We start from the raw sequence: 12,917 nt of genomic DNA, 5'->3' as shown, positions 1-12,917 counted from the left end.
GGCGCATTCGACCCGTATTCGATTATGTCCAGTGCGTCACCGAGTGTCGCTTGGCCGGTTTCCGGTCCAGTCCATTGGGGCATTCATCCCGTGGCGTGGGGCAAAGGAGGTCTCGGGGGTGGCGTTGGTGGTGGCACAAGAGGTGCCGACGTCGTCGATCATGGCCGTACCCCATGGACCAGTGGGTGTGGGCATGGCCAGGCGGCGCATGCGTGAAGAGCTACTGGCAAGTGGAGTTCAGGACACGGTCGTCGATGACGCGGTCCTTATTCTTTCGGAGCTGTTGAGCAATTCGTGTCGCCATGCGCGTCCGATATACGAAAACGGCGCACCGGATTCCGTAACGGCCGGGCAGGGTGACACCCCGTCGGCATCCGTGCGGGCCTCCTGGCGTATCGACGTACAGGGCAAACTGACCGTCGCGGTCACGGACGGCGGCGGCCCGACCCGGCCGCTTCCGGCCACTCCGTCGGTGACGGCGCGCGGCGGCCGCGGGCTGGCGATCATCCGCTCGCTCGCCAAGGACTGGGGCGTCCGCGACACCGCCGTCGGCGAAGTCACGGTCTGGGCCGCCCTCTCGCTCCATGACGCGTTCGCTACGCGCGTGGACCTGACGCCCGATCTGCCGCCCTCGCTCGCCGCGGGCGCGCCGGTGCGCACCGGGCATCCGCTGGGCCCGGGCTTCCCCGACTTCGACGACCTGGTGTAGCGGCCCGGCCGGACGGCGCCGCACCGGCCGGGACACGGCCGCGGACGCAGCCGGACGCGACCGGGTACGCAATCCTCTAGGCTCGCGCCGAAACGCGTCCGTACGCCCAGGATCGACCAGGAGACACCGTCGCCATGGCCAAGAAGCGCCGTCCCCAGTCCCAGGCCGCAGCACCGCAGATGAAGGACGGTGAGGTGCCGGTCGTCGGCGCTCGTGAGCCCTGTCCCTGCGGCTCCGGCCGCCGGTACAAGGCCTGTCACGGGCGGGCCGCGGCGCAGGCCGCCACCACACTCGTGCAGCGCCCCTTCGAGGGGCTGCCCGCTGAGTGCGACTGGGTGGCGCTGCGCGAGCTGGTGCCCGCCGCCACCGCCGAGTTGACGCTCAAGGGCGGGCTGCCGGAAGGGGTCCCGTCGGTGACGCTGGCGACCGTCCTGCCGATGGCCTGGCCCGCGCTGCGCCGGGACAACGGTGCGGTCATGCTCGGCCTGCAGAACGACACCGCCTCCGGCGACCTCAGCCGCGACCTCGCGGACACCCTCCAGCGTGCGCTGATCGCGGAGCCCGGCACTCCGGTCGCCGCCGGACGGCCCGCGCCCGACGGCCCGCGGCTGCAGGATCTGCTCGACCCGGAGGCGGCTTTTGAGCCGACCGTCCACACCGGATTCGAGTTCTGGGTGGAGAACCCCGAGAACGCCACCGGCGAGGTCGCCGCCTCGCTGGAGCGGGCCAACGCGGCGGCCATCCCGACCGCGCGGATCCCCGGGCTGGAGGGCGCGTACTGGTGCGAGGCCCCGGACAAGAACCACCTTCGCTGGGTCACCGGGCACCCCGAGGAGCAGCTGCTGGACGCGCTCGCGCGGCTGCATGTCGCGGGCGCCACCTCGCTCGGCGAAGACACCCGTCTGGTGGGCTCGTTCCGCGCCCACGGCCTGGTCGTTCCGGTCTGGGACCTGCCCTCGTCGATGAGCGCCGACGACGTCGCCGAGCCCGCCGCGGCGTTCGCCGAGCGGCTGGCGAAGGCCCTGGCCACGGACGCTCCGCTGAGCCCCGAGGAGCGCCGGGCGCGGGGCGGTCTCACCAACCGTCAGGTCACCCTGAGCTGACCGGGCCGGCCCGGAAAAGCGGACCGGATGACTCCGGGAAATCGGTGCGTGAGGCCGGTCACAACTGGCTGTACCTGCCGGTAAATAGGCGTCCGGAATTCCACGATCGAATTTGCGAACCGCCGATCTCTTGTTACGGTTCTAAAAGCCCGGTCGCTGGTGCATCCCCCGTCGCCAGCGACCGGGCGCTTCCATGTCCGGAGGCGAATGATCCGCTTCGCCGGACCGGGCGCGGGCCCCGTGGGCGGCCCGCCCCCTCGACGCCCGTCCCGTCAGTGGTCCGAACCACTGTCTTCCATGGGCGAGTTGCTGCCGGAACGCAGCAGCAGCCGCTCCCCCGCCGCGTCGGAGACCTCCGCCACCGCGTCGTACGGCAGCCCTCCCGCGTGCAGGGTCGGGCCGGCCGGGGTCTCGCACACCCCCGGCACATCGGCCGCCGGCACCGCGCAGTGCACCTGGACGGACCCGCCGTCCGGCCGCAGCAACGTGAGGGCGGCGCGCAGGGGGTGGCCCGTGCGGTTGCGGTAATACGTACGCGCCCGGGTCCGGCCCGCATGGCCGAGCACGCAGGTCTGGGCCTCGATGCCCCGGGGAACGGTGAGTTCGGGGCCGCAGCGGGCGGTGCGGCCGGGGAAGCGGCGCAGACCGAGGCCCGTGCGGGCGCTGCCGGAGCGTGTGGAACCGACGCCAAGGGCAGGGCTCTTGCCCTGATTCACCCCGCTATTGGACGGGATTCCCGTTTCGACCGAAGGGCTATTTTCGGACGTGACCGCTTTCCCGGACCGCGCCCCCGGAGCCGGGCGGCCGGCCGGACCGGCCATCGCGACACCCAGCGGCACGACGAGGGCGAGCAGCGCCACCCCGGCGAGCCCGGTCAAGCGGAGTTTTTGCGCACGCTGCATGGCCCCCACCTGCGAATTGAGATGCCGCCGACGACGGCTTGACGGTGCTGCGAACCTATCGGCCGGCGGGGGTGCCCCAGGACACCCGAAGCCCGATTCCGGGCGGGATCGGGGGCGGTCACACCCGTACGGGTGATGCGGCCGGGGGCGGTGGGCGACACCGCCCGCACAGCACGGGGGCCGGGCCGCAGCGCGGCGTCAGTACGCGAGCCGGCTGCCGCCGTCGGGGGTGCTGGTGCTCGCCATGACCAGGGCGTCCACGATCGTGGCCACCTTCGGCAGCCAGGGCCCGGCCGAGGAGGGGGGTCCCCCCTGCGCGAACGAAGCGGAGAGTTTGGGGGAGGCCGGCGGCCGCTCCCAGCGGACCCGGCCGGCGCCGACCGGTGAGGGCGGGAGCACCACATAGCCGCCCTCCCCGTGGAACCGCAGCGAGCTGGGCACCCAGTCCTGGGAGTGCAGCAGCTCGCCCAACTCCGCGAGGTCGTACGGCGATACCAGCAGCGACCAGCGGGTGGGCGTGGCCACCACGGGGCCGAGGCGTACGCCGAAGTGGTCCAGGGCCGCCAGGGCGCGGGCGCCGGCGACGGCGGGCAGGCTCACCGCGCAGGGCGCGCGGCCGCCCGTGGCCAGCACCAGCGGGGCATCGGGGCGGTTGGTCCACCACCACCGCAGCATCCGGGCATCGGTGGTGGCGGCCAGCAGGCCGGGGTCGAAGGGGTGCGCACCGGGCACCACACAGTCGGGGTCGGGGCAGTTGCACCGAGGGGCGGGCCGCTCGCCGAGGCCGAGCCGGGCGCCGGCCGCCTGCCGGCCGCCGGACCTGAGGCCCACTCCGGGAAGTACGGGCCACTGCCACTCGGTGGCGCACTGGAGCGCCGCACCGAGCAGCGCCGACCTTCCGCCGCGCCGGAACAGGAGCTTGCGTCGCCTTCCGAGGATCTCGCGCATGAGCGCTCGTTCCTTTCCGTTAACGCCGAGGGCTATGTCCATCGCACTACATGGCACTGCTTCCGGTTCGCCATCGTTTTCGCCGTGCCGCTTCATGCCGTTGTGTGACGTTTCCTGCGGCCCGGCCGTGCCGCCCGGGGTCGATCGCGCATCGATCACGCCACGTGGATTACTGGTCACCGCGTGTACAAGGCAGCGCATCACGCCGTACGCCGAGCGTGGAACGTGGCGGGGGGTGGCGCGCACATGGCGCTTGCGCTTGGGTCGTGCAGTCCCCGCCGCTCGGGAGTGCGTAGCGGTCGTCGGCGTATGAGACGCCGGTGCCCGCCGGAGGGTTCCGGTGCGGCCCCAACTGGCCCCGCACCTTTCCGATTACGTACCCGCCACTGTGGTGATGACGCGCTGCTGATCGCCGTCAGTCGACCTCAAATTGACGCTCAGGGGGCTCTTTTCAGGCCAATCTACAGACCTCGCTGACACCACAAACCCCATAGGGACAGTGCTGGACATCACATCGTTGATGCGTGTACATCTGGAGCATTGATAGCGGAGCAGCATGACATGGGGGTTTGCGATGCTATTGAGGAAATTGAGCGGCCCACTGCACCGCACAACATCACTCAACAAAATGCCGCACTCCCTGGCAAAAAGCGGCCTGACCTGGGGTCACACCCGGCGCGACGATAGCCGTCGGCCATGAGCGCCCCGCACGTACCGAAAGTGGCTGGAATCGAACCAGCTCTTCCCGCCCCCGCGCACACTGTCGCCCCCCACGCGGCGAACGCCCCCGCGGACCCCGCCTCCGGCGCCCTGTCCGAGGGCTCGCCGGGCACCCCTCCGGCCCCCGGTTCCGACACCTCGTCAGCCACCGTCACCGGGCTGGACCCCGACGTCCCCGGCGTCGCTCAACTCACCGCCGTCCAAGACCGGCTGGCCGGCTGGATCTCCGACCTCAGCACCCTGCACGACCTGACCGAACGGCTCGCGCACACCCGCACGCTGGACGAGGCCCTCCGCGAGCTGCTGCGGGCCGGCGCCGCCCTGGTCGGTGCCCGCCGCGGCCTGGTCGTCCTCGCACCGGCCGACGGCCTCGGCCCGGAGACCACCGTCGGTCTCGGCCTCGGCCACGCCGAGATCGGCCACATCGAGACCGTCCCGCGCCGCGCCCTGTCGTACGCGCGGATACTGGACGGCCTTCCGGAGCCGGGCGCCTGCGGCGACGACGTCCCGGCGCCCGGCGCGGGCCGCGCCCCCACCCCCCGCACGAGCGCGGCGGCCGCGGCCTGCACCGAGATCTCCGAACCCGACATCCCCGGGGAGAAGGGCCTCGACCCCCGTCTGCGGGAGGTCGCCGCCCGTCTCGGGTACGCCGCCAGCTATGCGGTCCCGCTCACCGCCGAGCCCATCGGCCGCACCGGCGCCGCGGTCTGGCTCTACGACGAACCGGCCGAGCCCACCGAACGGCAGCGCCATCTCGTCGGCCTCTACCGCGCGCACGCCGCCGAACACCTCGCCCGTCTCCTGGAGCTCCACCGCAGCCGGCAGGACACCGAGACCCTCCGCGAGGAGCTGCTGCCGCACCGGCTGCCGCGGATCCCCGGCGTACGCCTGGCGGTGCGGCACAGCACCGGGCCGCGCGGCGGCGGCGACTGGTACGACGCGCTGCCGCTGCCCGACGGCGCACTGGGCCTGGCGGTCGGCTCGGTGACCGGCTCCGGGCCGAGCGCGGTGGCCGCCATGGGGCGGCTGCGGGCGTCCCTGCGCGCCTACGCCGTCATGGAGGGCGAGGATCCGGTCGCCGTCCTCTCCGATCTCGAACTGCTGCTCCGGCTGACCGAGCCGGCCCGCAGCGCCACCGCGCTGTTCGCCTACACCGAGCCGCCGGCCGGCGGGCCGTCCGCGCCCCCGGTGCCGGACGGTCTCACCGGCCCTCCCCCGTACCCGGAGGACATGGAGGAGATGGAGGAGATGGAGGCGGACCTCGCGGACGGGAGCTGGGGGAGTGCGCGGCTGCCCCGCAAGCTGGTGCTCGCCGGGGCCGGCCACTGTCCGCCGCTCGTCCTGGGCGAGACGCGGACCGAGTTCGTGGAGACCTCACTGTCCGCGCCGCTGGGCATGCTGGCCTGCTGGGAGGCGCCCAGCGTGGAGATCGAGCCGGCCGGCGGCGAGACCGTACTGCTCTACAGCGACGGGCTGCTGGAGCGCACCGGCGAGTCCATGGACCGCGCCTTCACCCGGCTGCACGCGGCCGCCGCGGGCGTCCCCGGGGCGATCCGCCACGATCCCGAGGCGGTCGTCGACCACATCGTGCGCACGATGCTGCCGCAGGGCCTGGACGATCCGTCGTCGGAGGAGGACGTGGTGCTGCTCGCGGTGTACTTCGAGGAGTAGGGACGGGCGCCGCGGCCCCGGGCCGATCCACAAGGCACGCCCGGGCCCGGCCCGCGGCGCGGATGCACCGTATGACCGGACTGCCGGAGAGGTCACACCTTTCTGCCCCTGGACCGCTTTCGATCCGCACATACGATGGAAGGCGGTTCAGTCTTTAGAGGAGGCACCGTGACCGACGAGCTCACGCCGGAGACCCCGGACGAGCACGAGCAGCCGATCAAGCAGCGGAAGAACGGCCTCTACCCGGCCGTCTCCGATGAGCTCGCGGACAACATGAAGAGCGGCTGGGCCGACACCGAGCTGCGCGATCTGCAGCCGATCGAGCAGGCACCGAACGCCGCCCGGCGCCGCGCCGCGCTGTCCGCGCGCTTCCCCGGCGAGCGCCTGGTGATCCCGGCGGGCAATCTCAAGACCCGCTCCAACGACACCGAGTACGACTTCCGTGCCTCTACGGAGTACGTCTACCTCACCGGCGACCAGACCGACGACAGCGTCCTGGTCCTGGAGCCCCGGGGGGACACCCACGAGGCGACGCTCTACCGGCTGCCCCGCTCCGACCGGGAGAACGGCGAGTTCTGGCTGAACGGCATGGGCGAGCTGTGGGTCGGCCGGCGCCACAGCCTGACCGAGGCCGAGGCGCTGCTCGGCGTCCCCTGCAAGGACGTGCGCGAGCTGCCCGAGGCGCTCAAGGAGGCCGGCGGGCCGGTCCGGGTGGTGCGCGGCCATGACGCCGGCATCGAGGGCGCGCTGACCGACAAGGTCACCGCCGAGCGCGACGAAGAGCTGCGGGTCTACCTCTCCGAAGCGCGCGTGATCAAGGACGAATTCGAGATCGGCGAACTGCAGAAGGCCGTCGACTCCACGGTGCGCGGCTTCGAGGACGTCGTGAAGGTCCTGGACAAGGCCGAGGCGACCAGCGAGCGCTACATCGAGGGCACGTTCTTCCTGCGCGCCCGCGTCGAGGGCAATGACGTCGGCTACGGCTCGATCTGCGCCGCCGGCCCGCACGCCACCACGCTGCACTGGGTCCGCAACAACGGCGCGGTCCGCTCCGGCGATCTGCTCCTCCTGGACGCCGGCGTGGAGACCACCACCCTCTACACCGCGGACGTCACCCGCACCCTGCCGATCAACGGCCGCTACACCGAGCTCCAGCGCACCATCTACGACGCGGTGTACGAGGCCCAGGAGGCGGGCATCGCCGCGGTCAAGCCGGGTGCGGCCTTCCGCGACTTCCACGACGCGGCGCAGCAGGTCCTCGCCGAGAAGCTGGTCGAGTGGGGCCTGCTCGAGGGCCCGGTCGAGCGGGTGCTGGAGCTGGGGCTGCAGCGCCGCTGGACCCTGCACGGCACCGGCCACATGCTCGGCCTGGACGTCCACGACTGCGCCGCGGCCCGCACCGAGGCGTACGTCAACGGCACGCTGGCGCCGGGCGTGGTGCTGACCGTCGAGCCCGGTCTGTACTTCCAGGCGGACGATCTGACGGTGCCTGAGGAGTACCGCGGCATCGGCGTCCGGATCGAGGACGACATCCTCGTGACGGACGACGGCAACCGCAATCTGTCGGCCGGGCTGCCGCGGCGCTCGGACGAGGTCGAGGCCTGGATGGCCGGCCTGCTCGGCAAGTAGGCGCGCAGCACGCCTCGTACGTCCCCCGGTGGCCTCAGCCGCCGGGGGACGTGCCGTCACCGGGGCCGTCGGCCTTCTCCATGGTCAGTCCGCCGAACCCGCTCTCGCCCAACGCCTCGAAGACGGCGGTCAATACGGCCTCGCGGGTACGGGCGGTGCGCCCGCCGGGCCGGGTCTCGCCCGGGGCATGGTGCGCTGTCGTCACGACGGCTCCGTATTGCAGTGCGGGATCACGCCAAGTATTGTCCGAGAATGATTAATGCGAGCAACTTCGCATTAATCAGGTGCGCGCTGGTCTCGCCGGGACAGGGGACGCCGCGGGGGAGGTCCTCCCACCGCGAGACCGCGCTGCCCACCTCGCGCAGGGGTGATTTTCAGTCAGTTATCCGACTGCCTACGTTCGCCCGGTTTGACACCTCGCCGTCGGCACGTCACGAAGCCGCCCTGGTCGTCCGCCTCAGCCGCTGCCCGCCGCCGGCTCCGGGCCCCCGTATCCGGCCGTCCGCCGGCGGCATGCCACTCACCCACTGCAACCGCCCCGCGCCCCGGATGTGCTCCGGGCCGCGCCGGTGGACGCTGGAAGTGACCGCACCGCGGTGCCCCCGCGCGCCCGTGCGGGGCCGGACGGGAGGTGGGTCGCATGGACGGACGCTGGACGGCGCGCCTGGCGCTGACGGCGGCAGCGGCGGCGGTGCTGGTACTGCTGGGCTTCGCCGGGCTGCAGAGCCTCGCCCTGGTGGGCCTGGGGGCGGCAGGACTGGCCGTCGCGGCGGTCGGCCTGTGGTGGCTGCTCTCGCGCAAGGGTCCGGCACGGGTGCTCGGCCTCGTGCTCACGGTGGCCGCCCCGCTCGCCGTCCTCGTGCTCTACGTGATCGCCGGGCTGCTCTGGGTGGTGCTCGTGTCGGTCATCCTGTGGGCGCTGGCCGTCTCCACCGGCCGGGCCGCGCTGGCGGCGCAGACCGGACCGGCGGGCCGGCCGGAGCCCGTCGCCGCACCCGCTGCACACCCCTACCTGATCATGAACCCGCGGTCGGGCGGCGGGAAGGTCGGGACGTTCGGCCTGGTGGACAAGGCCGAGGCGCTCGGCGCCGAGGTCTGCGTGCTGGATCCCGCGCATCCCCAGGACGTCACCGAACTCGCCCGGCAGGCCGTCGACGACGGTGCCGATCTGCTCGGGGTCGCGGGCGGTGACGGCACTCAGGCCCTGGTCGCGGGCGTGGCGGCGGAGCGTGGTGTGCCGTTCATGGTGATCTCCGCCGGGACCCGCAACCACTTCGCCATGGACCTCGGGCTCGACCGCGAGGATCCCTCGACGTGTCTGGAGGCGCTGACCGACGGCGTCGAGCGGCGCGTCGATCTGGGCTACGCCGGCGACCGCATCTTCGTCAACAACGCCTCCTTCGGCGCCTATGCGGCGGTCGTGCAGAGCCCGGCGTACCGCGCGGACAAGGCCCGTACGACCCTGGAGATGCTGCCGGATCTGCTGACCCACCACAGCGGTCCGCACCTGGCGGTCCGCGCGGGCGGGACCTGCGTCGACGGGCCGCAGGCCGTCCTGGTGAGCAACAACCCCTACCGCTTGGACGATCCGGCGGGCCTGGGCCTGCGGGAGCGGCTGGACTCCGGCGGCCTGGGGATGCTGAGCGTCAAGGTCGACAACGCGGCGCAGGCGGCCTGGATGCTGCGCGGCCGCAGCGGCCCCGGCCTGACCTCGCTGTCCGCCCGGGACGTCGTCGTCGACGCGGACGCCCCCGTCGTCCAGGCCGGCGTCGACGGCGAGGCCGTCACCCTGCCCACCCCGGTCCACTGCCGGATCGAACCCCGGGCACTGCGCGTGCGGTTGCCCCGGCACCGCCCCGGGGTGCCGCGCGGTCTGCCGCCGATGAACTGGCGCCGGGTGCGGCGACTGGCGCTGCGGACGGGACGGGCCACGGCGGCACCGCACATGGGCTGACCGTCCGCACCGCACTCGGGCTGACCGTCCGCACCGGCGCTCCGGATGCCCTCGGCGACCCGCAGCCGGCTTCATTCGCTGACGGGCAGGCGAGGTGGCCGTCCCTCAGACGGTCCCGGCAGGGGGCGCGTTGCGGCGGGATCGTCTTCGACGAGGAGGACCAGCGGGCCCGGCGGCTCCCGGGGCCCGCTGTTCACCCTCGGCCGCCGCCCTCCCCGGACGGCCGCGCCTCGCCGGGGAACAGCAGGCGTCCGTCGTCGGACAGCGGCAGGCGCAGCTCGCCGGTGTCCAGCACCGCGTTGTTCTGCGAGCGGTGCAGCCGGGAGTACGCTCCGCCGGCGCGGGTCAGCAACTCCTCGTGCCGACCGGTCTCCACGATCCGGCCGCCGTCCAGGACGAGGATCCGGTCGGCGTCGGGCGCGAGGTTGAGGTCGTGCGTGATCACGATGGTGGTGCGGCCGCGCATCAGCCTGCGCAGGGGTTTGACGATGCGTCGCGCGGCGAGCGCGTCCAGCCCGGTGGTCGGTTCGTCCAGGACGAGGACCGGCGCATCGCGCAGCATGGCCCGCGCGATGGCCAGCCGCTGGAGCTGACCACCGGACAGTCGGGCCGAGTGGGGGTCGATCCGGGTGTCGTAGCCGTCGGGCAGCGCGCCGATGAAGCCGTCCGCGTCGGCGGCCCGCGCCGCCTCGACGATCTCCGCGTCGCTGGCGCCGGGGCGTCCGCAGGCGATGTTCTCGCGGATGGTGTCGTGCAGGATGAGGGTCTCCTGCGGCAGCAGCGCCAGCTGCTCGCGCAGCCGGCCCAGCGGGAGTTGGTGCAGTGGGACGCCGTCCAGCGCCACGGTTCCGGAGTCCGGGTCGTAGAAGCGCAGCAGCAGCTTGGAGACGGTGGACTTGCCGGCGCCGCTGGGCCCGGTGATGATCAGCAGCTCTCCTGGGCGGGCGGTGAACGACAGGTGGGCGAGGGCCGGCTTCGCGGTGTCCTGCGCTCCGGGGTAGCAGAAGCTGACGTCGTGGAACTGGAGGGTGCCGGGGGACGGCGGGACGGCACGGAGCCCGGGCGCCGGGCCGAACCGTGCGACCGCGGCCGTCGGCGTGGTCGCCGGATCGGTCACCGACGGGCGCGCGTCCAGCACCTCGACGAGCCGCTCCGCGCCCGCCGTCGCCGTGGTGACCGTCAGCCCCAGCTGGCCCAGGTCCCGGAGGGGCGGATAGAGGTAGCCGAGGAAGGCGGCGAACGTCAGCAGTTGACCGAGCGTCATCCGGCCCGCCGAGATCTCCCAGGCGCCCAGTCCGATCACGCTCAGCACGCAGACGGTCTCGATGACCTCGACCAGCCGCTCGTAGCACTCGCTCAGCCGGGCGCCGCGGACCGAGGCGGTGAACCAGGCGCGGGCCTCACGGTCCAGCCGGGCCCGCTCCGCGCCCTGCCGGCCGTACGCCTGGGTGAGCACGATGTTGCCGAGCGACACCTCGACGACGGAGGTGATCGCACCGTCGGCCGCCCGTTCGTCGCGCGCGACGGACCTGATGCTGCCGGCGAAGCGCCTGGCCGCCAGCCAGAACAGCGGGGCGCCGCACATCCCGGGCACATTCCACGCACAGCTCACTCATATCCACGAGCCGCGGCGCGAAGACCGCGCGGCCCGCTCACGACGCCATCGGAAGTGCCGCCCCCTCGCGCCACTTGAGGATCTTGTCGAAGCTGACGACCGCGCCGGGCCGGCCCGTGCGGTTGCGGTAGTGGACGTGGTCGGTGAGGGCCTCGATCAGAAAGAGCCCCCGGCCGTCCTCGGCAAACGCGGGAGCCTGCGCGGGGGTGGGCACGGGGGCCGGCGGGAGGGCGCGGTCCTCGGCGGTATGGGGTGGGGCGGGGGGCGCGGGGCGGTGGCCGAAGCCGGGGCCCGAGTCGGTGATCTCGATGCGGCAGGTGTCGCCGTCGATGAACGCCGTGACGCGGTAGTCCTCGGAGGCGGCGTCCCCGCCGTGCTCGACGGCGTTGGCACAGGCCTCGGACAGGGCCACCGCCAAGTCGTAGCAGATGTCCGGGTCCACGCCCGCCGTCTCCATCGTGCCCAGCAGCAGACGACGGGCGAGCGGGACGCTCGCGGCCTCGCGCCGCAAATGGAGTGACCACCAGATGCTCATCGCTCCAGCCTCCTGGCCGCGGCTCGACATATCGTTACCTATTGCCGTGCCTCAAGGTCCGTAAGCATGTCCGGGACGTGATACCGCTCATTCGGCGGATGCGAAGAGTGAGCGCATCGGTGTAGGTGCAGCGCCGCCCATGCGCCCTTGCGCGCCCCGCTGGCCTCCTCGGACGCCCCGGGAGGCGCCCCTTGGCGCCGCCCTGCCGTAGGCCGCCCCTCAGTGCAGTGGGATGATGGCGCCGCCATGACTCCCCCGCCCGCCCCCACAGCGCGCGCGGCCGCCGATCTCCGGCTGCTGCGGGCCGCGGTCTTCGCCGCGGCCTGTGTCGCGCTGTCCGCGGCCGGGCACGTCGCCGCCTCGTGCGCCGCCGTCCCGCTGTGGACGCTGGGCGTCGCCGCTGCCGTGATCTTCGCGGTCGCGGCACCGCTGGCCGGACGGGAGCGCTCACTGCCGGGGATCGCCACGGGACTTGCCGTGGGACAGCTCGGCCTGCACACCCTCTTCGCCTCGGGCCAGGGCCCGCAGCCCGCGATGGTCCGCGGCGGCGGCCACGGCTCCGGGGGGCTCTCGGACCAAGCGGCGATCGCCCTTGCCCGCCATGTCATGTGCGGGTTCGCCGGCGGCCGTATGGACGGCGCTCAGGCGCGGCGGATGCTCGGCTCGGGCGGCTTCGATGCGGCCTCGGCCGCCGGGCTGACCGCTCCGGCGGGGCACCCGATGGCCGGCGGCACGGCGATGCCCGACGCGCTGCTGCCCTCGCTGCCCATGCTGCTGGGGCATCTGCTGGCCGCGCTCGCCGTCGGCTGGCTGCTGCGGCGGGGCGAGGCGGCGCTGTGGCGGCTGGTGCGGCTGTCGGCGCCGGCGGCGTACGAGAGCGCGGTGCAGACGCTGGCGGGCGCGGTGCGCGGGGCGCTCCGGCTGGCCCGCGCCCTGCTCGCGGGCCTCGCGGCGGCGCACGACGAGGCGCTGCGTGCCCCCGTTTCGTACGGGGATGACAAACCCGGCCCGCAGGACCCCGCGCTCCACCACAGTGTGATCAGGCGTGGGCCACCCACCCTCGCCCTCGCGGCCTGACGTCACGCGAACCACGCTCCCACAGGACGGGTACGGGGTCGCGCGTCGTCGCCG

At 73.2% G+C, this 12,917-nt stretch carries 10 protein-coding genes and 1 pseudogene; 6 read left to right on the top strand and 5 right to left on the bottom strand.

Annotated features, from left to right (window positions below):
- Positions 1 to 31 precede the first annotated feature (31 nt).
- Both BKA18_RS19040 and BKA18_RS19035 read left to right on the top strand, forming a co-directional pair.
- The gene (locus tag BKA18_RS19040; RefSeq protein ID WP_078568666.1) at positions 32 to 709 is read left to right on the top strand and encodes an ATP-binding protein; all 678 of its coding nucleotides are present in this window, start codon (positions 32 to 34) and stop codon (positions 707 to 709) included.
- A gap of 134 nt (positions 710 to 843) precedes the next feature.
- The gene (locus BKA18_RS19035) at positions 844 to 1,812 is read left to right on the top strand and encodes a DUF5926 family protein (protein ID WP_366043955.1); all 969 of its coding nucleotides are present in this window, start codon (positions 844 to 846) and stop codon (positions 1,810 to 1,812) included.
- Positions 1,813 to 2,084: 272 nt separating this feature from the next.
- On the opposite strand, the gene BKA18_RS19030 is transcribed toward BKA18_RS19035, so the two are convergent.
- Both BKA18_RS19030 and BKA18_RS19025 read right to left on the bottom strand, forming a co-directional pair.
- On the bottom strand, positions 2,085 to 2,714 hold the full coding sequence (locus BKA18_RS19030) for a hypothetical protein (RefSeq protein WP_366043954.1): 630 nt from the start codon (positions 2,712 to 2,714) through the stop codon (positions 2,085 to 2,087).
- A 198-nt stretch (positions 2,715 to 2,912) separates the two neighbouring features.
- On the bottom strand, positions 2,913 to 3,662 hold the full coding sequence (locus BKA18_RS19025; protein ID WP_366043953.1) for a bifunctional DNA primase/polymerase: 750 nt from the start codon (positions 3,660 to 3,662) through the stop codon (positions 2,913 to 2,915).
- A gap of 696 nt (positions 3,663 to 4,358) precedes the next feature.
- On the opposite strand from BKA18_RS19025, the gene BKA18_RS19020 reads away from it, so the two are divergent.
- Together BKA18_RS19020 and BKA18_RS19015 are read left to right on the top strand one after the other, a co-directional pair.
- Positions 4,359 to 6,053 (top strand): PP2C family protein-serine/threonine phosphatase, encoded by a 1,695-nt coding sequence (locus BKA18_RS19020; protein ID WP_366043952.1) that lies wholly within the window; start codon positions 4,359 to 4,361, stop codon positions 6,051 to 6,053.
- A gap of 168 nt (positions 6,054 to 6,221) precedes the next feature.
- Positions 6,222 to 7,682: an aminopeptidase P family protein gene (locus tag BKA18_RS19015; RefSeq protein ID WP_366043951.1), complete on the top strand. Its 1,461-nt coding sequence runs from the start codon at positions 6,222 to 6,224 to the stop codon at positions 7,680 to 7,682.
- 34 nt (positions 7,683 to 7,716) lie between these two features.
- Here BKA18_RS19015 and BKA18_RS19010 read toward each other — a convergent pair whose 3' ends face one another.
- A complete protein-coding gene (locus BKA18_RS19010; protein WP_429638351.1) occupies positions 7,717 to 7,887 on the bottom strand; it encodes a hypothetical protein in 171 nt (56 codons plus the stop codon).
- Positions 7,888 to 8,322: 435 nt separating this feature from the next.
- Between BKA18_RS19010 and BKA18_RS19005 the strand changes: the two genes are divergently transcribed.
- Positions 8,323 to 9,636 carry a diacylglycerol/lipid kinase family protein gene (locus BKA18_RS19005; RefSeq protein ID WP_366043950.1) on the top strand — a complete coding sequence of 438 codons (1,314 nt, stop codon included), beginning with the start codon at positions 8,323 to 8,325 and terminating at the stop codon, positions 9,634 to 9,636.
- A gap of 193 nt (positions 9,637 to 9,829) precedes the next feature.
- On the opposite strand, the pseudogene BKA18_RS19000 reads toward BKA18_RS19005, so the two are convergent.
- Together BKA18_RS19000 and BKA18_RS18995 are read right to left on the bottom strand one after the other, a co-directional pair.
- Positions 9,830 to 11,212 (bottom strand): annotated as a pseudogene (locus tag BKA18_RS19000) (ABC transporter ATP-binding protein); the annotation flags it as partial.
- A gap of 76 nt (positions 11,213 to 11,288) precedes the next feature.
- The gene (locus BKA18_RS18995) at positions 11,289 to 11,786 is read right to left on the bottom strand and encodes an ATP-binding protein (protein ID WP_040898821.1); all 498 of its coding nucleotides are present in this window, start codon (positions 11,784 to 11,786) and stop codon (positions 11,289 to 11,291) included.
- A 246-nt stretch (positions 11,787 to 12,032) separates the two neighbouring features.
- On the opposite strand from BKA18_RS18995, the gene BKA18_RS18990 reads away from it, so the two are divergent.
- The gene (locus tag BKA18_RS18990) at positions 12,033 to 12,863 is read left to right on the top strand and encodes a hypothetical protein (RefSeq protein WP_366043948.1); all 831 of its coding nucleotides are present in this window, start codon (positions 12,033 to 12,035) and stop codon (positions 12,861 to 12,863) included.
- Positions 12,864 to 12,917 lie beyond the last annotated feature (54 nt).

The organism is Streptomyces auratus (genome assembly GCF_050433025.1).
Lineage (GTDB): Bacteria > Actinomycetota > Actinomycetes > Streptomycetales > Streptomycetaceae > Streptomyces > Streptomyces sioyaensis.
This window is presented reverse-complemented; position numbering and strand designations above follow the sequence as displayed.